This window comes from Patulibacter ginsengiterrae (assembly GCF_056269115.1).
Window position 1 is genome coordinate 211,867 of record NZ_JBWDOG010000006.1, and the last position, 18,059, is coordinate 229,925.

The 18,059-nt window shown below is 69.6% G+C and carries 19 protein-coding genes; 2 read left to right on the plus strand and 17 right to left on the minus strand.

Annotation, left to right across the window (positions count from 1 at the left end):
* Window positions 1–55 precede the first annotated feature (55 nt).
* From ACVUH9_RS11260 to ACVUH9_RS11270, 3 genes are read right to left on the minus strand one after another with little or no spacing between them, the layout of a single operon-like run.
* Window positions 56–1,678 carry an LCP family protein gene (locus tag ACVUH9_RS11260; RefSeq protein ID WP_475756887.1) on the minus strand — a complete coding sequence of 541 codons (1,623 nt, stop codon included), beginning with the start codon at window positions 1,676–1,678 and terminating at the stop codon, window positions 56–58.
* A complete protein-coding gene (locus ACVUH9_RS11265; RefSeq protein ID WP_475756889.1) occupies window positions 1,675–3,225 on the minus strand; it encodes an LCP family protein in 1,551 nt (516 codons plus the stop codon). The genes ACVUH9_RS11260 and ACVUH9_RS11265 overlap by 4 nt, the downstream gene beginning before the upstream one ends.
* Entirely contained in the window at window positions 3,222–4,388 is a 1,167-nt protein-coding gene (locus ACVUH9_RS11270; protein ID WP_475756891.1) for a M20 family metallopeptidase, read from the minus strand. Before ACVUH9_RS11270 ends, ACVUH9_RS11265 begins: the two co-directional genes overlap by 4 nt.
* Before the next feature lie 195 nt (window positions 4,389–4,583).
* Between ACVUH9_RS11270 and ACVUH9_RS11275 the strand changes: the two genes are divergently transcribed.
* A complete protein-coding gene (locus tag ACVUH9_RS11275; protein WP_475756892.1) occupies window positions 4,584–4,721 on the plus strand; it encodes a hypothetical protein in 138 nt (45 codons plus the stop codon).
* Window positions 4,722–4,960: 239 nt separating this feature from the next.
* On the opposite strand, the gene atpC is transcribed toward ACVUH9_RS11275, so the two are convergent.
* From atpC to ACVUH9_RS11335, 12 genes are all read right to left on the minus strand, one after another.
* Entirely contained in the window at window positions 4,961–5,383 is a 423-nt protein-coding gene (gene atpC, locus ACVUH9_RS11280) for an ATP synthase F1 subunit epsilon (RefSeq protein ID WP_475756894.1), read from the minus strand.
* 5 nt (window positions 5,384–5,388) lie between these two features.
* The gene (gene atpD / locus ACVUH9_RS11285; protein ID WP_475756896.1) at window positions 5,389–6,792 is read right to left on the minus strand and encodes a F0F1 ATP synthase subunit beta; all 1,404 of its coding nucleotides are present in this window, start codon (window positions 6,790–6,792) and stop codon (window positions 5,389–5,391) included.
* A gap of 52 nt (window positions 6,793–6,844) precedes the next feature.
* Window positions 6,845–7,759: an ATP synthase F1 subunit gamma gene (gene atpG / locus ACVUH9_RS11290; RefSeq protein WP_475756898.1), complete on the minus strand. Its 915-nt coding sequence runs from the start codon at window positions 7,757–7,759 to the stop codon at window positions 6,845–6,847.
* Between the two features lie 36 nt (window positions 7,760–7,795).
* On the minus strand, window positions 7,796–9,349 hold the full coding sequence (gene atpA, locus ACVUH9_RS11295; protein ID WP_475756900.1) for a F0F1 ATP synthase subunit alpha: 1,554 nt from the start codon (window positions 9,347–9,349) through the stop codon (window positions 7,796–7,798).
* A 41-nt stretch (window positions 9,350–9,390) separates the two neighbouring features.
* Window positions 9,391–9,921: an ATP synthase F1 subunit delta gene (gene atpH / locus ACVUH9_RS11300; protein WP_475756902.1), complete on the minus strand. Its 531-nt coding sequence runs from the start codon at window positions 9,919–9,921 to the stop codon at window positions 9,391–9,393.
* A gap of 6 nt (window positions 9,922–9,927) precedes the next feature.
* Window positions 9,928–10,503 carry a F0F1 ATP synthase subunit B gene (gene atpF / locus ACVUH9_RS11305; protein WP_475756904.1) on the minus strand — a complete coding sequence of 192 codons (576 nt, stop codon included), beginning with the start codon at window positions 10,501–10,503 and terminating at the stop codon, window positions 9,928–9,930.
* A gap of 6 nt (window positions 10,504–10,509) precedes the next feature.
* Window positions 10,510–10,776: an ATP synthase F0 subunit C gene (locus ACVUH9_RS11310; RefSeq protein ID WP_475756906.1), complete on the minus strand. Its 267-nt coding sequence runs from the start codon at window positions 10,774–10,776 to the stop codon at window positions 10,510–10,512.
* A gap of 20 nt (window positions 10,777–10,796) precedes the next feature.
* A complete protein-coding gene (gene atpB, locus ACVUH9_RS11315; protein WP_475756908.1) occupies window positions 10,797–11,687 on the minus strand; it encodes a F0F1 ATP synthase subunit A in 891 nt (296 codons plus the stop codon).
* Entirely contained in the window at window positions 11,684–12,040 is a 357-nt protein-coding gene (locus tag ACVUH9_RS11320) for a hypothetical protein (RefSeq protein WP_475756910.1), read from the minus strand. The genes atpB and ACVUH9_RS11320 overlap by 4 nt, the downstream gene beginning before the upstream one ends.
* A gap of 22 nt (window positions 12,041–12,062) precedes the next feature.
* Complete coding sequence (locus ACVUH9_RS11325; protein WP_475756911.1) at window positions 12,063–12,215, minus strand: hypothetical protein; 153 nt, start codon at window positions 12,213–12,215, stop codon at window positions 12,063–12,065.
* A 425-nt stretch (window positions 12,216–12,640) separates the two neighbouring features.
* Window positions 12,641–14,419: a potassium/proton antiporter gene (locus ACVUH9_RS11330; RefSeq protein ID WP_475756913.1), complete on the minus strand. Its 1,779-nt coding sequence runs from the start codon at window positions 14,417–14,419 to the stop codon at window positions 12,641–12,643.
* 136 nt (window positions 14,420–14,555) lie between these two features.
* Window positions 14,556–14,717 (minus strand): rubredoxin, encoded by a 162-nt coding sequence (locus ACVUH9_RS11335; protein WP_475756914.1) that lies wholly within the window; start codon window positions 14,715–14,717, stop codon window positions 14,556–14,558.
* Window positions 14,718–14,823: 106 nt separating this feature from the next.
* Between ACVUH9_RS11335 and ACVUH9_RS11340 the strand changes: the two genes are divergently transcribed.
* Window positions 14,824–15,459 carry a TetR/AcrR family transcriptional regulator gene (locus ACVUH9_RS11340; RefSeq protein ID WP_475756916.1) on the plus strand — a complete coding sequence of 212 codons (636 nt, stop codon included), beginning with the start codon at window positions 14,824–14,826 and terminating at the stop codon, window positions 15,457–15,459.
* Between the two features lie 24 nt (window positions 15,460–15,483).
* Here ACVUH9_RS11340 and ACVUH9_RS11345 read toward each other — a convergent pair whose 3' ends face one another.
* Entirely contained in the window at window positions 15,484–16,695 is a 1,212-nt protein-coding gene (locus ACVUH9_RS11345; RefSeq protein ID WP_475756918.1) for a glycosyltransferase family 4 protein, read from the minus strand.
* A 57-nt stretch (window positions 16,696–16,752) separates the two neighbouring features.
* A complete protein-coding gene (locus ACVUH9_RS11350) occupies window positions 16,753–18,036 on the minus strand; it encodes a serine hydroxymethyltransferase (protein WP_475756920.1) in 1,284 nt (427 codons plus the stop codon).
* Window positions 18,037–18,059 lie beyond the last annotated feature (23 nt).

An 18,059-nucleotide genomic window follows, 5' to 3' on the forward strand; every position in this document is an offset into this window, starting at 1 on the left:
GCGGCCGTCGCCGACGGCCGATCATTCCGAAACAGGGCCCGGCCCGGAACCGGGCTCAGCGGCCGTAGCGGGTGAGCGACCGGGCGAGCGCGCGCATCTCGTCGTTGCCCATGCCGTTGTTGAGGGTGTTGGTCACCCAGTAGGTGCCCTTCGGGCCCTGCCACATCAGCCGGCGGATCCGCTTGCCGTCGTACTGGACCTGGAACGTCCGTCCGCCGAGCGACTCCTCGTCGTCGGCGAGCTTGAGGATCGGCGGATCCTTCCAGGTGGTGCCCTCGACCCCGTAGTACTGGCCTCCGCCGGGCTCGCCGGCGAGCACCACCAGCCGGTACGCCTTCCACGGGTAGGCCATGCCGCCGGGCGACTGGATGTCGTACTGCCGTGACTGGTTCTCCGGGTAGCGGGCGCGCGTGGCCATCAGCTTCGGGTAGTAGATCGGCAGCCCGCGCAGCTTCGGCGCGATGTCGGCCGCGATCGCGGTCCGCGCGGCAGCGGGGTTGGCGAACATCGTCGGCGGGACCTTGGCCCCGGAGCGCTTGGCCTTCCTGCCCTTCTTGGCCTGCTTCGCCTTCGGCCTCGGGGTCGGCGTGGAGCCGCTCGTGGTCGTCCCGGAGGCGGCGCGTTCGGCGGTCGTCCCCGTCTCCTTCGCGGCCTTCGCCTCGGCGGCCTTCGCGGCCCGCACGGCGCCGCCCGGGACCCGCTCCGGGTGCAGGAACTGCTGGGCCGCCTGGACCAGGCTCGCCGGGGTCGTGCGGACGTCGCCGCTCTCGGTGATGCTGACGTCGAGCGGGACCCGCTGGGTCGGGTGCCCGACCACGTTGACCGCGAGCTTGATCACGCCGAGCAGGCCGTTGGCGGACATCCGGTCGGTCTTGATGTAGGGCCGGATCGCCCGCAGCAGGTCGTTGCGCTCGTTGAACAGCGTCGAGCCCGCGATCTGGGCGCGCGCCTCGGCCAGGTAGTTGGTCTGGCGCGCCTCGCGGACGAGGTCGCTGTCGAGATGCCGGAACCGCACGTAGTCGAGCGAGTCCTCCCCGCACAGCCGCTGGTAGCCCGAGTCGACGTCGATCGTGGCGTAGTTGTCGCCGGGACCGGTGTTGTCGTTGAAGTACTTGCGGTCGATGTCGGCGTAGAAGCAGCCGAACTTGTTGACCGCCTTCGCGAACGCGGTGAAGCGGACCGACACGAAGTGGTGGATCGGGAAGGGCTCCTCGGGGGTGCTGAGGATCCGCTTGAGGGTCTCGATCAGCTGCTGGGGCCCGCCCCCGTACGAGGCGTTGAGCTTCGCGCCGCCGCTGGCGTCGGCCAGGATCAGGTCGCGCGGCAGCGAGAGCATCGTCGTCGCGTTCGCCTTGGGATCGAGCCGCAGCAGGATCATCGTGTCCGACCGGGTCGGGTCGTCCTTCGGCGTCGGGCTGCCGTCCTCGGTCTTGTAGCGGTGGTCGTCGCCGACGAGCAGGATCGTCTGCGGCGCCCCCGACTTGACCTCGGTCAGGGCGTCGCCGGTCTTCGCCTCCGGACCGTCGTCGAGGATCCTGACCGTGACCTCGGCCTCGTGCCGGATCACGGTCGCGACCGCGGTCCCCGACACGACGAGCACGATGATCCCGGCCAGCAGGAACCGCAGGGCGAAGCGGACGCCGGGTCGGGGCGGCCGCTCGGATGATCCGACGCTCATCCGGAGTAGCGGGTCAGCGACCGGGCCAGCGCGCGCATCTCCGCGTTGCTGAGCCCGTTGTTGAGCGAGTTGCTGATCCAGTAGGTGCCCTTGGGCGTCTTCCAGATCAGCTGGCGGATCTGGTTGCCGTCGTAGACCACCTGGAACTTGCGGCCGCCGAGCGATTCCGTGCCGTCGGCGAGCTTGAGGATCGGCGGATCCTTCCAGGTGGTGCCCTGGACCCCGTAGTACTGGCCGGGGCCCGACTCACCGCCGGCCAGCGAGACCACGAGGCGGTACGCCTGCCACGGGAAGACCTTGCCGCCCGGGGACTGGATGTCGTAGGCGCGCGAGTGGGTCGGCTGGTACCGAGCCCGATGCTGCATCAGCTTCGGGTAGTAGATCGGCAGCCCGCGCAGCTTCGGCGCGATGCTCTCGGCGATCGCCTGGCGCGGCGCCGTCGAGTCCGCCGTCAACGTCGCGGGGACGGACGGGCCGGCCTTCTTCCGCTTCGCCTTCTTGCGCTTGGTCGTGGTGCTCGTGCGCTTGGCCGGGGCCGTCGCCTCCGCCCGCCGGACCGTCGTCGGGTGGAGGAACTCGTTGGCGGCCCTGGCCAGGTTCTCCGGGGTCGTCACGACGTCGCCGCTCTGGGTGTCGGAGACCTTCAGCACGATCCGCTTGGTCGGCTTCTGGACGACGTTGACGGCCAGCTTGACCACGCCGAGCAGGCCCTTCTCGGACTGGATGTCGGTCTTGATGTACTTGCTGATCGCCCGCAGCAGCTCGTTGCGCTTGCTCAGCAGCGTCGAGTCGGCGATCTGGGCCCGTGCCTCGGACAGGAAGTGCGTCTGACGGGCCTCGCGAACCAGGTCGCTGTCGAGGTGCCGGAAGCGGACGTAGGAGAGCGACTGCTCGCCGCACAGCCGCTGGTAGCCGGCGGGCACGTCGATCGTCGCGTAGGCGCCACCGCCGCCGGCCGGCGGGTTGTTGTCGTTGAAGTAGCGGCGGTCGATGTCGGCGTAGAAGCAGCCGAAGGTGTTGACCGCCTGCGAGAACGCCGTGAACCGGATCGAGACGAAGTGGTTGATCTCGAACGGCTCGTCCGGGGTGCTGAGGATCCGCTTGAGCGTCTCGATCAGCCCCTTCGGACCGCTCGAGTACGCGCCGTTGAGCTTGGTCGGTGCCCCGGCCCCGGGCTGACTGACCAGCAGGTCGCGCGGCAGCGACAGCATCGTCGTCGCCTTCGCGTCCGGATCCAGCCGGACCAGGATCATCGTGTCCGAGCGCTGACCGCCGGCCCCGCCCTCGGAGAAGCGGTGGTCGTCGCCGACCAGCAGCATCGTCTGCGGCTTGCCGGAGGCGACGTCGTCGAGCGCCCCGACCGTCGCCGCGTCGACCTTCGAGTGCTTCTGGAACTCGTCGACGATCGCCGTCGCCTCGCGCTCGATCGTCGAGGCGACGGCGACGCCGGCCACGACGAGCACGATCAGGCCGGCGAGCAGGAACCGCAGCGCGAAGCTCAGGCCGGGCCGCGGCGGACGGTCCCCCTCGGGGCGCACGAGGCTCACCGTGCGGGCTCCCCCGTCGTGGTGCTCGCAGCCGCCGCCGCGCGTACCTGCTCCGCGGCTCCCGGGACCAGGTGGGCGAAGGCGACCAGCGCGCGCCGGTAGCGGGCCAGTGAGCTGATCGAGACCCACTCGTCGGGACCGTGGTGGCCGTTGCCGGAGGGCCCGAACTCGACCGCGGGGATCCCCGCCTCGAGGAAGGAGAAGGCGTCCGAGGCGCCGTCGCGCCCGACCGCCAGCCCGGCGCCGTCACCGGTGGTGCCGACCGCCTCGCCGAGAGCGACCACGTACGGGTGCGTGTGCGGGACCACGGCCGGGCCGCGCTCCAGCTCGCGCAGGATCTCGACGTCAGGGATCGCCCGGATCTGCCGGAGGATCTCCTGCGGGTCCTGACCGGGGACGTAGCGGATGTCGATCGTCAGCTCGCACCGATCGGGGACCATGTTGAACGCCTCGCCCGCCGCGATCCGCGCGAGGTTGATCGAGGGTCGGTCGTAGAGGTCGCTGCTCTGGCGGCTGAACGGGAGCGTCTCGATCCGCCGGAAGACGTCGAACGCCTTCAGCACCGCGTTGTCCCCGAGCCACGGCGTCGAGCCGTGGGCGGCGATCCCGTGGACCGCCATCCGGATCGCCAGCACGCCCTTCGCCTGGACGCCGATCTGGAGCTGGGTCGGCTCGCCGGTGATCGCGAAGTCGCCGCGCAGGACGCCCTCCTTGACCAGCGCGTCGGTCGAGCGACGGTCGACCTGCTCGCTCTCCTCGTCGGGCACGACCACCAGCTGGATCCGTGCGCCCTGGTCGGGGTGGAGCCCCTGGCTGGCCCACTCGGCCGCGTAGTCGCGGACGGCGCAGAGCATCGCCGCCAGTCCGCCCTTCATGTCGTAGGTCCCGCGCCCGTAGAGGCGGTCGCCGTCGATCTGGGGCACGAACTGCGCCGCCGGGGCGGGCACGACGTCGAGGTGACCGTGGAAGATCACGGTCGGCACCTCGGGCCCGTCCGGTCCGACCGTCGCCAGGAGCACGGGCAGCCCCTCGTGATCGCGCTCGTGTGCGTCGATCCCGTGCGACTCCAGCCAGCCCTTGACGAACCCTCCGGCGGCACGCAGGCCGTCCGCGCGAGAGGTGTCGTACCCGACCAGCCGCTCCGTGAGCAGCCGTTCGTCCATGGGACACAGAATAGGGATCCGACCCGACCGGTCCGCCGGTCACCGTCGGACAGGGTCCGCCACCGGTGTCGACCGGGGCTGTCGCGCGGCCCCGTTCACGTCGCTCGTACCGCGCTCCCCCGCCGCTCAGCCGGCGACGGTCCGCTCCGCGTGCGATGATCGGTCGTCCGCATTCCCGACGAAGGTCCTTCGCAGATGAGCGCCGAACACGACGACAAGCAGCCCGCCACGATCTCCCTCGTCCCGAGCCTGCTCGCGTTCGGCGTGAGCACCGTCGCGGCGCTCGGTGGCATGGTCCTGATCATGCTCTACAACTACAACGGCGGCTTCTAGCGGGTGGCCTGAGGCGGCCGTGGACGCGGCGCATCTCGGCGCGCGAGGGCCTCGGCAGTGCTGGCGCACAGCTCTCGGCCCACCCGCACCGACCTGCTTGGTCCACGACCACCTCAGACGCACCCGCGCGTCATCCAACTACGACGAAGGGCCCGGATCAGCGCGATCCGGGCCCTTCGTCGTTGTGGCTCCCGCCGCGCCCGAGGGCGCGGCGGGGACCGGACCGCGAGGACCAGGTCCTACAGGCGGTCGGCGATCTTGACCAGCGCGTCGGCGCGACGCTTGCCGGCCGTCGCGAGGCGGTGGGCCTCGGTGCCGGGCTCGGCGGCGCTGAGCCGCTCGACGGCCTCGCGCTGCTGCTCCTCGGCCTTGGCCTTGTCGTACTCCTCGACCGGGTACGCCTCCTCGACCAGCAGCAGGACGTTGCCGTCCTGCGCGACCTGGACGTAGCCACCGGTCTGGACGAAGCGCTTGACCTCGCCCGCCTCGCCCGGGAGCGTGAGCCGCAGCTCGGCCGGTTCGAGCCGGCCCAGCAGCGGGGCGTGCTTGGCGAGGATGCCGATCTCGCCCGACACCGTGCGGGTGGAGACCTGCTGCACCTCGCCGGCGAACAGCTCGCCCTCAGGGGTGAGGACGTCGGTGCGGAACGGCGTGTAGGCCACCTCGATCAGCCCTTCTTGGCGGCAGCGACGACGTCGTCGATCGAGCCCTTCAGGAGGAACGCGGACTCGGGCAGGTCGTCGTGCTTGCCCTCGAGCAGCTCCTTGAAGGAGCGAACCGTCTCGGCGATCGGCACGTACTGGCCCGGGGCGCCGGTGAACTGCTCGGCGACGTGGAACGGCTGCGACAGGAAACGCTCGATCTTGCGGGCGCGCTGCACGAGGATCTTGTCCTCTTCGCCGAGCTCGTCGATACCGAGGATGGCGATGATGTCCTGCAGCTCCTTGTAGCGCTGGAGGACCTCCTTCACCCGGTTGGCGACGTCGTAGTGCTCCTGGCCGACGACCTCGGGCTTGAGGATCGTCGACGTCGAGTCGAGCGGATCGACGGCCGGGTAGATGCCCTTCTCCGAGATCGCACGCGACAGCGAGGTCGTGGCGTTCAGGTGCGCGAACACCGAGGCCGGAGCCGGGTCGGTCAGGTCGTCCGCCGGCACGTACACGGCCTGCACCGAGGTGACCGAGCCCTGGCGGGTCGACGTGATCCGCTCCTGGAGCTGACCCATCTCCGACTCGAGGGTCGGCTGGTAGCCGACCTGCGACGGCATACGACCGAGCAGCGCCGAGACCTCGGAGCCGGCCTGGACGAAGCGGAAGATGTTGTCGATGAAGAGCAGCACGTCCTGGCCGCCCTGCTCACGGAAGTACTCCGCCATCGTCAGACCCGTCAGGGCCACGCGCATGCGGGCTCCGGGCGGCTCGTTCATCTGGCCGAAGACGAGCATCGTCTTGTCCAGGACGCCCGACTCCTCCATCTCGAGGTAGAGGTCGGTGCCCTCACGCGAGCGCTCGCCGACGCCGCAGAAGGCCGACAGGCCGCCGTGCTCCTGGGCGAGGTTGTTGATGAGCTCCTGGATCAGGACGGTCTTGCCGACGCCGGCGCCGCCGAACAGGCCGATCTTGCCGCCCTTGGCGTACGGGGCCAGCAGGTCGATGACCTTGATGCCGGTCTCGAACATCTCGGTCGTCGGCGTCAGGTCCTCGACCTTCGGCGCCGGACGGTGGATGCCCCAGGTCTCGTGCTCGCCGAGCTCCGGGCCGTCGTCGATGGTCTCGCCGAGGACGTTGAAGATCCGGCCGAGGACGGCCTTGCCGACGGGGACGCTGATCGGGCCGCCGAGGTCGCGGACCTCGACCCCACGGGCCAGGCCGTCGGTCGAGTCCATCGCCACGGCGCGGACGCGGTTGTCGCCGAGGTGCTGCTGCACCTCGAGCACCAGGCGCGTGCCGTCAGGCAGCGTGGTCTCGATCGCGTAGTTGATCTCGGGCAGCTTCTCCGGGAACACCGCCTCGATGACGACGCCCTGGATCTGCTCGATCCGACCGGTGTTGGTCGCGGTTGCGGCTTCCATCAGTTCCTCTTCTCGAAATTGCGGGCGTGGTGTTGGGGGTTGATGGCAGGCATCAGTTCAATGCCTCGGCGCCCGCAACGACTTCCATGATCTCTTGGGTGATCTCCGCCTGGCGCGCACGGTTCATCGCCAGCGTCAACGTCTCGATGACCTCCGCGGCGTTCTCCGACGCGCTGCTCATCGCCGTCATACGCGCACCGTGCTCGGACGCTGCCGACTCCAGCAGCGCGCGGAGCAGCGAGATCTGCACGAACTCGGGAACCAGCTCGGCAAGCAGCTCGGCCGGATCGTCGGGCTCGTACTCGACCATCGCCTTCGCGCCACCGGTGGCCTCGGCCTCCGGCTCGTCCGCGACCTCGTCGTCACCGACGACGCTCGCCGCGGCCAGCGGCAGCAGGGTCTCGCGCTTGACCTCCTGGACCAGCGGCGAGACATAGCTGTTGTAGATGACCTCGACGCGGTCGATCTTCTCGTCGACGAACGAGCCGACGAGATCCACGGCGACGCGGCTCGCGTCGGCGTGTGCCGGCGCGTCCGTGAAGCCCGTGTACTCACCGTCGATCGGCTTGTTGCGGAAGGTCAGCGAGGAGACACCGCGACGGCCGGTGGCCCAGTAACGGACCTCCTTGCCCTCGGCCTCGAGCTCCGCGGCACGGTTCAGACCGGCGCGCAGGATCTGCGAGTTGAAGGCACCGGCCAGGCCGCGGTCGGCCGTGACCAGCAGCAGCCCGACGACGCGCTCCTCGTCGTGCGTCCGCAGCACCGGCTGCGCCTGGAGCTCACCCGCGCCGGCCGCCGCAGCGGCCTGACGGGTCATCCGGCGCAGGGCGTCGGCGTACGGACGCAGCGACGCTGCGCGCTCCTCGGCCTTGCGCAGGCGCGCGGCCGAGACCATCTCCATGGCCCGCGTGATCTTGCGGATGTTCTGGACCGAAGCGATCCGGATCTTGACGTCACTCTGCGCCATGGCTCAGGAGCTCCTGGGTCGAAGGGCCGGGGTTCATCAGACGGTCGCGGGCTCGAGCAGCTCGCCGTCTTCGTCGAGCTCGTACCCGAAGTCCTGCTCGGTGAAGTCGGCGACGAACTGCTTGACCGCGGCCTGCGTCTCGTCCGACCAGTCGCCGCCCGCGATCTTCTCGCGCACGGGACCGAGCGAGCCGTGGGCGGCCTCGGTCAGCCGCGTCAGGTACTCCTCGACGCGGTCGGTGGTGACGCGATCGAGGTAGCCGTTGGTCGCAGCGAAGATCTGCACGACCTGGTCCTCGACGGGCAGCGGGGACCGCTCGCCCTGGTTCAGCGTCTTCACGAGCCGCTCGCCACGCGACAGCGTCGCGCGGGTGTCGGCGTCGAGGTCGGAGCCGAACTGCGCGAACGCCTCGAGCTCACGGAACTGCGAGAGCGCCAGCTTCAGGCCGCCCTGGACCTTCTTCATCGGCTTCGTCTGCGCCGACGAACCGACGCGCGAGACCGAGATGCCGACGTTGATCGCCGGGCGAACGCCCGCGTAGAACAGCTTCGGCTCGAGGAAGATCTGACCGTCGGTGATCGAGATCACGTTGGTCGGGATGTACGCCGAGACGTCGCCGGCCTGCGTCTCGATGATCGGCAGCGCCGTCATCGAACCGCCACCGAGCTTGTCGGACAGCTTGACCGAGCGCTCCAGCAGGCGCGAGTGCAGGTAGAACACGTCGCCCGGGTACGCCTCACGGCCCGGCGGACGACGCAGCAGCAGGGACATCTGCCGGTACGCGAACGCGTGCTTGGTGAGGTCGTCGTAGACGGCCAGGGTGTGGCCACCGTTGTAGAGGAAGTGCTCCGCCATCGCGGCCCCGGCGTAGGGGGCGATGAACTTGATCGGAGCGGCCTCGTCGGCCGACGCGGCGACGATGATCGTCGAGTCGAGCGCGCCGTTCTCGGCGAGCGTCTGCGCGATCTGCACGACCGACGCCATGCGCTGCCCGATCGCGACGTAGACGGAGATGACGCCCGACGCCTTGTTGTTGATGATCGTGTCGATCGCCACGGACGTCTTGCCCGTCTGGCGGTCGCCGATGATCAGCTCGCGCTGGCCACGGCCGATCGGGATCATGGCGTCGATCGCCTTGATGCCGGTCTGCAGCGGCTCGGTGACCGGCTTACGCGAGATGATGCCCGGAGCCTTGAACTCCAGCGGGCGGGTCTCGGTCGTCGCGATCGGCCCCTTGCCGTCCAGCGGCACGCCGAGCGGCGACACGATCCGGCCGAGCAATGCCTCGCCGACCGGGATCTCGAGCTGCTTGCCGGTGCGCTTGACGGTGTCGCCCTCGACGATCCGCTGCCAATCACCGAACAGCACGGCGCCGACGTTGTCGGAATCGAGGTTCAGTGCCAGGCCGGTGACGCCGTGCGGAAGTTCGAGCATCTCGAACGAGCCGGCGTTGTCGAGGCCGTGGATGCGGGCGATGCCGTCGGCGACCGACAGCACCGTTCCGACCTCGGTCAGTGACGCCGTGCCGGCGTCGAGCCCCTCGATGCGGCTCTTGAGGATGCTGGTGATCTCATCGGGCTTGATCTGCATGGGTGCAGGACTCCTACGGAAGTAGCGATCAGCGACGGCGACTACGCCGTCGCCACCTGTCGACGCAGGTTTTCGAGACGTTGGCGGATCGAGGCGTCGAGGATCGAGTTGCCGACGCGCAGCACGATGCCCCCGACGAGGTCGGGATCGACCTCGGCGGTGAGCTGCACTTCGCGACCGGTTCCCCGACCGACCTCTTCCCCGATCCGGGCGGTCGTCGCCTCGTCCAGGGGGACCGCGGTGGTGATCCGCACGGGCAGCACCCGATGCAGATCGTCATACAGCTCGTCGAACGCACGACGAACCTCGGGCAGGAGCTGCAGACGGCCGTTGTCGACCAGCACGTCGAGCAGGTTCTCGACGATCGGGTCAGCGCCCTCGATCGCCCGACGCAGCCCGTCGCGCTTCTCCGCGGAGGAGAATTGCGGCGAGAACAGGAACAGCTGCAGGTCACGACTCGCGTCGAGCCCCTCGGCGAGCTGCCCGATCTGCTCACGGACGCGGTCGACGGCGTCGCGATCGACGGCGACCTCGAACAGCGACCGAGCGTATACGCGGGAGATCTGGTCCATCTGGGGCTACCTCCGCCCGTCGCCGCTCAGCGCGGAGAAGTCGAGGCCATCGAGCGCTTCCTCGACGAGACGACGCTGGTCGTCCGTGTCGAGCGTCTTGCCGGTGACCTTGGTGGTGGCCAGGATCGTGAGGTCGGCGACCTCCGAGCGGATCTCACTGATCGCTCGACGGGTCTCCGCCGCAATGTCGTTCCGGGCCTGGGAGAGGATCTCCTCGCCCTGGACCTTGGCGGCCGAACGGGCCTCCGTCTCGTGAGCCTCTGCCGACTTGCGGGCGCGGACGAGGATCTCCTCGGCCTGCGAACGCGCGGCGAGCAGGTGCTCACGGGTCTCGGCGGCCAGCTTCTCCGCTTCCTTCTGGTTGCGCTCCGCGGCGTCGATCGTCTCCGTGATCATGGCCTGGCGCTTGTCCAGCGCCTCGGAGATCTTCGGGAACGCCACCTTGGCCAGGATGACCCAGGCGATGACGAAGACCAGCAAGGTCCAGATCATCGTCCCGGTGGTCGGGGACACGAGGAAGCTTCCTCCGCTGTCCCCCCCTTCGGCCGCGGCAAGCGCGGTGGTGTGCAGGAGCGTGCTCATGTCGGCCTAGAGGAAGAAGGCCAGGAGGCCCGCGACGAGGCCGTAGAAGAACACGGCCTCCGTCAGGGCGAAGCCCAGCCACTGGATGCTGGTGATCTCGTCCTTCAGCTCCGGCTGGCGCACGAGCGCCTGCACGACGCTGCCGAAGAGGTACCCGATGCCGATGCCGGCGCCGGCGGCACCAAGACCGCCACCGAGGGCGAGCGCGATGGCCTTGCCCGCGTCGGAGCCGTCGTCGACGGCGGCAAGCTGCGTGATGATCGTCAGGTCCACGGTATTGCTCCTTTAGTTACTCAGTGGGACTCGGCCACTGCGCCACCGAGATAGATGGCCGTGAGGGTGGCGAAGATGAAGGCCTGCAGGGTGGCGACCAGCCCAACCTCGAAGAGGTAGAGCAGGATGCCGGCGGGCAGGGCGATGACCCCGACCACTTCGAGTCCGAGCAGGACGGCGAGGCCGCCGCTCATGAACAAGATGATGAGGTGGCCGGCGAGGATGTTCGCGAACAGACGCACCGAGAGCGAGATCAGGCGCATGAAGTTCGACATCAGCTCGAGGACCCAGATGAACGCGGCCATCGGGCCGTGGACGCCGGCCGGGACGAGGCTCTTGAAGTAGCCGAAGAAGCCCTTCGCCCGGATGCCCTCCGCCGTGTAGAACACGAACACGATGATCGCCAGCACGAGCGGCACCGAGAGGTTCGCCGTGGCGGCGAACAGCGCGAAGCTCGGGACGTCGACGCCGAGCACGTTGAACGTGTGCTCGGTGTTGGTCGGCAGCGGCAGGTAGCCGATCAGGTTCGAGAACCAGATGAACAGGAACAGCGTGCCGATGAAGGGGAACCACTTCGCGGCGAGCTTGTTGTCCATGTTCGCGCCGGTGATGTTGTCGCGCATCGTCGTGAAGAGGATCTCGACGATCGTCTGCACGCGGTTCGGCTTCGCCTGCATCCGGTTGGCGATGAAGACCATCGTGCCGACCGTCAGGATGCCCGCGATCAGCAGGTACATGACGGCCTTGTTGATCGACATGAAGCCGAGGTCGACCCACGTGTCGAGCTTGAACTCGTTCTCGGGCTTGAACGGCGAATCTTCAATCCGGCTGAAGCCGAAGATGAAGACGGTTGCGACGATCAGTACGAGGTACAGCCCTAGGCCGATCAGGGCCTTCGCGCGGGAGTTCATGCGTGGACAGACTTCCTGTCGAGGGTGCGGGATACGAGCGTGACGGTGATGTAGACCGTGAACGCGGCGAGCATCGTCGCCGCGGCGGCGGCACCGTCGGGCCGACTGATCGCGACGCCACAGATGACGATCGCGAGGCAGATCAGCCAGACGCGGATCATCAGGCCGGCGAAGTTCAGCTTCAGCGCGGTACGCGCGTCTTCCTGAGCCATCGCCCGACGCTCGATCTGGATGGCCACGATCCGCTGGATGGTCCAGACGACGGTGGCGATGATGCAGCCGGCGGCCGGCGCTCCGAGGAGCAGCGCGACCGGCAGGCAGAGAAGGACGACGAAGACGTCGAGGTAGCGCATGTCGTTCAACCCTCCACCGGGACTACAGGTCCCGGAACCGAACGATGACCGCGGCCGTTCCCCCGGCCAAGCCGACGAACGCCCCCACGATCAAGCCCAGACCGACGGCCCCGACGAGCGCCCCGATTCCCCCGCAGATCGCCAGACCGAGAATCATCGCGGTCACGATCGTCATGCCCGCCACTGCACCACGCGCAGGTGGTTGCTTTGGAGCCGGCAAAACGGATCTCGCAGGGGTCGTGTGGAAACAACGTCATGGGAGCGGAACGCCGCGTCGCACGCCGCCCGAAGGCGAGGAGCAATGCGAAGAGACCCTCACGGCTCCGTCGGCAGCGACGGGGTCGGAAGGGGCGGCGACGGGACGGACCTTATAGCAAGCTCGGCGCCCGTGCCAGCACGCCCCAAGGCCAGGATTCCCCGTTCGTACGGGGGCGTACGAGGGGTTGTGCTAGCTCGCATCATCGCTCGTGCGCTGCGTCACAAACATGGCGCACAGACAGTCATCGGCCGGGCGGACGCTCGACCGGCGACGGCGAGCCCCGAAGGCCGTCGACGGCGACCCCCGGATTCCTGCCCACGACTCGTCCGGAAGCGGTCCGGTCAGGCCGCGCAGGCGCCGATGACTTCCTGCCACCAGCCCGCGTCGGCGTCGTCGTTCGCCCGTTCGAGCCGCCGTCGCGCCTGCTGCTGGACCGCCTGGCGCGAGCCGACGATCACGATCGCTCCCGAGACCGCGTAGCGGCCGTCGGAGAGCACCAGCAGCGTCCCCGGCCGATCGCGCCGGATCCGCAGCCGCTCGACGATCTCGAGCCCGCCGACCGTCCGCGGGTCGCTCGCATCGCCGTCTCGCTCGTCCCACGGGCCGGTCCGGAAGATCGGCGCGATCGAGACGTAGCGCCGGGTCGGCCGCACCGCGGGGCCGACCGGGCCCTCGCGCCAGCGCTCGACCAGCGACGGGATCTGGCCGGCGACCTCGCGACGGACCATCAGGTGGAGACGGTCATCGACCTCGAGTCGGGTCGATCCGCGCGGGAGCAGCGCCTCGTCGCCGCGGACGAGCACGCTCACCAGCGCGTCCCGGGGCAGGCCCAGGTCCTTGACCCGGGCTCCGACCATCGCGTCGCCCTGGCGCGCCCGGACCTCGACGACCTCCGCCCCCAGCTCGCGCACGGCCATCACCTCGACCAGCGGCCGGTCGATCGCCGGGCGGGTCGTCGTCACCCGCAGCCGCTGCGCGATCCCCTCGAAGGTGACCCCCTGGAGGATGGTCGTCAGCAGCACGACGAAGAAGACGATCGCCAGGTACTCCTCCGCCCGCGGGATGTGGGCGATCACCGGGAAGGTCGCGAAGACGATCGGGACCGCCCCCTTCAGGCCCGCCCACGAGATCGCGATCTGCTCGTTGCGCGAGAACCTCAGCGGGGTCAGGATCAGGAAGACCGCCAGCGGGCGGGCGAGCAGCAGCAGCGCGGCGGTGATCACGAGCGCCTTGACCCAGACCCCGGGCAGCGCGTGCGGCGAGACCAGCAGCCCCAGCGCGAGGAACATGCCCAGCTGGGCGACCCAGGCGATCCCGTCGTGGAAGGCCATGATCGAGCGCTTGCCGTGGATCGTCGCCGACCCCAGCATCAGGCCGGCGAGGTAGGCCGACAGCAGACCCGAGCCGTGGAGGTTGGCCGCGACCGCGTAGGCGAGGATCGCCGTCGCCAGCGAGGCGACCGGGTACAGCCCCTCGCTCGCCAGCCGGGCCCGCTTGAACGCCTGGACGGCGAGCAGGCCGATCAGGCTGCCGACCACCGCGTCGACGGCCAGCTCCTGGATCATGTGGGTGAAGATGTCCAGGACCGTGTAGCCCGGCTCCTGCTGGAGGGCGATCAACCCGATCACCAGCAGCGCCGTGACCGGGTCGTTCATCCCGGCCTCCCCCTCGAGGGTCCGCGCCAACCGCCGTCGCAGCGTCGAGCCGCGGAGCAGGGCGAAGATCGCCGCGCCGTCGGTCGAGGCGACGATCGCCCCGAGCAGCAGGCCCTCGTCGAACGAGACGTCGAAGACCGCGTAGGTGATCGCGCCGACCACGACCGTCGTGATCAGGACGCCGAGCGTGGAGAGCAACGCCGCCGGGACGATCACCGGACGGATCTCGCGGACGCCCGAGGCCAGGCCGCCCTCGAAGAGGATCAGGACCAGCGCGACGAGCCCGATGTCGCGGATCAGCGTGACGTCGCGGATCTCGACGATGTTGAGCGCGTCGGTCCCCGCGACCATCCCCAGCAGCAGGAAGACGACCAGCGCTGGAACACGTAGTCGGCCGGCGAACAACGAGGCCGCGAGGCCGGCAACGAGGAGCAGCCCCGCCAGGAGCAGGATCTTCTCCAGCACCTAAAGCATCCTAACGGGCCGACGAGGCTCCCCCAGTTGCGTGTGAGGTACACGTAGGCCGAGCCGGCGCGGCCGGCAAGCAGCCGACGCCCGCAGCCACAGCCCCGTCTACGGAGACCTGCGGTCTTGGTCGGTCCTAATCGAACGGAACGAACTCGCGCTTGCGCGCGCCGCAGACCGGGCAGCACCAGCCGTCGGGGATGTCCTCGAAGGCAGTTCCGGGCGGAATGCCGCCGTCGGGGTCGCCTTCGGCCGGGTCGTAGATGAACCCGCAGGGCTCACAGATCCATTGCTGCACGCCCTAGGTATATCGAGTTCGACCGCCCTTACACCTGCTGCCACGACTCGCCGCCGCAGCCACGCGAGCCGGCGATCGGCGCTCGGTGACGCGCTAGGCTCGCTCGGTGCCCCCGACTCCCCGCAACGCCGAGAGCACCAGCAAGCGTGCCCGGGTCCAGGCCGACGTCCTGCAGGCGATGGAAGAGCTGCTGACCGAGGGCGAGACCTACGGCGACCTCAACGTCGAGCGGCTGGCCGGCCGGGCCGGGATCTCGCGGACCTCGTTCTACTTCTACTTCCGTGACAAGCGCGAGGTGCTCGAGCGGCTGACGGTGACCGTCGCCGACCAGCTCTACGCGGCGGCCGACGTCTGGTGGTCGGCGACCGGCGTCCGCCAGGACGTCCTGCGAACCGCGATCGAGAACATCTCGAACCTCTTCACCCAGCACGGGCCCCTGCTGCGCGCGATCGTCGAGGTCGGCACCTACGAGCGCGAGGTCGCCGAGCACTGGCGCGGGCTGATCGGACGCTTCATCGACGCCACCGAGCAGCGGATCATCGCCGAGCAGGCGGCCGGCAACGCGCCCGACTATCCCCCCGGCCCGACGGCGTTCGCGCTCGTCTGGGGCGTCGAGCGGACCTTCTACCAGCAGTTCGTGCAGGAGTCGGCCTACTCGACCGCCGAGCTGGTCGAGGCGCTGTCGAGCGCCTGGCTGCGGACGATCTACGGTCGGCCCGACCCGCGGGTCACGACCGCCTGAGCCGATCGCGCCGCGGATCCGCGGCTAGCGGCGCTCGTCGCGGGCGACGATCGCGGAGTGCTCGCCGGTGATCGCGTCGATCTCGCCGGTGACCAGGGCGCGGGTCACGTCGGCGTCGATCTCGGCGTCGGTCGCGTCGGGCCGGATCCGCCGCAGGCGCAGCGCGTCGATCCGGCGCAGCTTGACGATCTCGAGCACGAAGACCAGGTAGACGCTGACCGCCAGCACGATCAGCACGATCACGGCCAGGACCGACGTCCAGAGCGGGTTGAAGTGGCCGTGGTCGTCGCTGTACGGCACGAACCGCAGCGCGACGGCGAGGCTCGCGAGCGCCGCCGTCCAGGCGTAGAGGTACAGCACCGAGCGCCGTTGGCTGAAGCCGAGCCGCCCGAGCCGGTGGTGGAAGTGGTTCTGGTCCGCCGACCACGGCAACCGGCCCATCCGCAGCCGCTTCACCACCACGAAGGTGGTGTCGAGGAACGGCAGCGCCAGGATCAGCAGCGGGAACACGAGCGCCGGGACCGCGGTCGTCTTGACCGAGCCCTCGATCGCGACGGCCGCCAGCAGGTAGCCGAGCAGGTTCGCGCCGGTGTCCCCCATGAAGACCGTCGCCGGATGGAAGTTGTGGACCAGGAACCCGATCGAGGCCCCGCAGGTGACGGCCGCCAGCAGCGCCGCGTGCTTGGTCCCCAGGTCCCACGCCACGATCGCCAGGGCGACCGCCGCGATCGCGCAGACGCCGGCGGCCAGCCCGTCGATCCCGTCGGACAGGTTGACGACGTTCATCACGACCACGAAGCCGAGCACCGTCAGGACCGAGGCGAAGTCGCCGAGGTGGATCGCCCCCAGGAACGGGAGCGTGATGTTCTCGACCACCAGCCCCTGGGAGACCGGGATCATCGCCGAGGCCGCCTGTCCCGCCAGCTTCGCCAGCGGGTGCAGGTCGAAGCGGTCGTCGGCCGCGCCGACGATCACGATCGCCAGCCCGCCGAGCAGCACCGAGTGGAGCTTGTCCTGCCAGGCGGCCGAGTCCGGCATCACCAGCAGGACCCCGGCCCCGACGCCGATCGCGATCGCGATCCCGCCGAGCAACGGGGTCCCCCCGCTCGCGACGCCGCGGCCGCGAGGCTGGTCGACGGCGCCGACCGCCCGGGCGAACCGAGCGACGAGCGGCGTCAGGAGGGCCGTCACCGCGAAGGCGATCAGCAGCCCCACGAAGGGGTCACGCCAGTTCATCGGCCTCGAAGCCTAGAACGCACGGCGGTTGCCCCGAAGGTGATCGAGCGCGTGATATCAGCCCAGCTGGGTGTAGAGCGGGTATTGGTCGGCGACGGCGCGGACCCGCGCGGCCAGCTCGACGCGGGCCGCCTGGAACTCGTCCTCGGTCGCCGCCAGGGCGGTGGCGATGACCTTGCCGACCTCGCGGAAGGCGTCGACCGTCAGGCCGCGGGTGGCGAGCGCCGAGGTGCCGACGCGCAGGCCGCTGGTGACCATCGGCGGGCGCGGGTCGAACGGGATCGCGTTGCGGTTGACGGTGATCCCGACCTCGTGCAGGCGGTCCTCGGCCTGCTGGCCGTTGAGCTCGCTCTCGCGCAGGTCGACGAGCACCAGGTGCACGTCGGTCCCGCCGGTCAGGACGTTGAGGCCGCCTCCGGCCTCGAGCAACTCGCCGGCGAGCACGCGGGCGCCGTCGATCGTCCGCTGCTGGCGCTCGCGGAACTCCTCGCTCGCGGCGATCTTCAGCGCGACCGCCTTGGCCGCGATCACGTGCTCCAGCGGACCGCCCTGCTGACCGGGGAAGACGGCCTGGTCGATCTTCTTCTGGTGCTCGGCACGGCAGAGGATGATCCCCGACCGCGGGCCACCGAGGGTCTTGTGGACGGTGGTCGAGACGACGTCGGCGTAGGGCACCGGCGACGGGTGCAGGCCGGCGGCGACCAGGCCGGCGAAGTGGGCCATGTCGACGAAGAGCAGCGCGCCGACCTCGTCGGCGATCTCGCGGAAGCGCGGGAAGTCGAGCTGCCGCGAGTAGGCCGACCAGCCGGCGACGATCATCTTCGGCCGCGTCTCGCGGGCGATCCGCGCCACCTCGTCCATGTCGATCCGGGAGGTCTCGCGGTCGACCTCGTAGGCGACGATCTCGTAGAGCCGCCCCGAGACGTTCAGCTTCATCCCGTGGCTGAGGTGGCCACCGTGGGCCAGCGAGAGGCCCATGATCCGGTCGCCCGGCTGGAGCAGCGCGTGGTAGACGGCGTTGTTGGCCTGGGCGCCGGCGTGCGGCTGGACGTTGGCGTGCTCCGCCCCGAACAGCTCCTTGGCGCGGTCGATCGCCAGCTGCTCGACGATGTCGACGTACTCGCAGCCGCCGTAGTAGCGACGGCCCGGGTAGCCCTCGGCGTACTTGTTGGTCAGGACCGAGCCCTGGCACTCCAGGACCGCCTGCGGCACGAAGTTCTCCGACGCGATCATCTCGAGCGTCTGCTGCTGGCGGTGGAGCTCGGCGGTGACCGCTTCGGCCACCTCGGGATCGACCTCGGCCAACGAGGCGTTGAAGAAATCTGCGGGCAGGTCGGACACGGGCGTCTCCTCGAGAACGTGCA

What these genes read in the sequence shown, in the direction of transcription:
- ACVUH9_RS11260 (WP_475756887.1), bottom strand. Translation starts at nt 1,678, where the DNA reads ATGAGCGTCGGATCATCCGAGCGGCCGCCCCGACCCGGCGTCCGCTTC.
- ACVUH9_RS11320 (WP_475756910.1), bottom strand. Translation starts at nt 12,040, where the DNA reads ATGCGCTACCTCGACGTCTTCGTCGTCCTTCTCTGCCTGCCGGTCGCG.
- ACVUH9_RS11325 (WP_475756911.1), bottom strand. Translation starts at nt 12,215, where the DNA reads ATGACGATCGTGACCGCGATGATTCTCGGTCTGGCGATCTGCGGGGGA.
- atpB (WP_475756908.1), bottom strand. Translation starts at nt 11,687, where the DNA reads ATGAACTCCCGCGCGAAGGCCCTGATCGGCCTAGGGCTGTACCTCGTA.
- ACVUH9_RS11270 (WP_475756891.1), bottom strand. Translation starts at nt 4,388, where the DNA reads ATGGACGAACGGCTGCTCACGGAGCGGCTGGTCGGGTACGACACCTCT.
- atpG (WP_475756898.1), bottom strand. Translation starts at nt 7,759, where the DNA reads ATGGCGCAGAGTGACGTCAAGATCCGGATCGCTTCGGTCCAGAACATC.
- atpH (WP_475756902.1), bottom strand. Translation starts at nt 9,921, where the DNA reads ATGGACCAGATCTCCCGCGTATACGCTCGGTCGCTGTTCGAGGTCGCC.
- ACVUH9_RS11275 (WP_475756892.1), top strand. Translation starts at nt 4,584, where the DNA reads ATGAGCGCCGAACACGACGACAAGCAGCCCGCCACGATCTCCCTCGTC.
- ACVUH9_RS11345 (WP_475756918.1), bottom strand. Translation starts at nt 16,695, where the DNA reads ATGAACTGGCGTGACCCCTTCGTGGGGCTGCTGATCGCCTTCGCGGTG.
- atpD (WP_475756896.1), bottom strand. Translation starts at nt 6,792, where the DNA reads ATGGAAGCCGCAACCGCGACCAACACCGGTCGGATCGAGCAGATCCAG.
- atpF (WP_475756904.1), bottom strand. Translation starts at nt 10,503, where the DNA reads ATGAGCACGCTCCTGCACACCACCGCGCTTGCCGCGGCCGAAGGGGGG.
- atpA (WP_475756900.1), bottom strand. Translation starts at nt 9,349, where the DNA reads ATGCAGATCAAGCCCGATGAGATCACCAGCATCCTCAAGAGCCGCATC.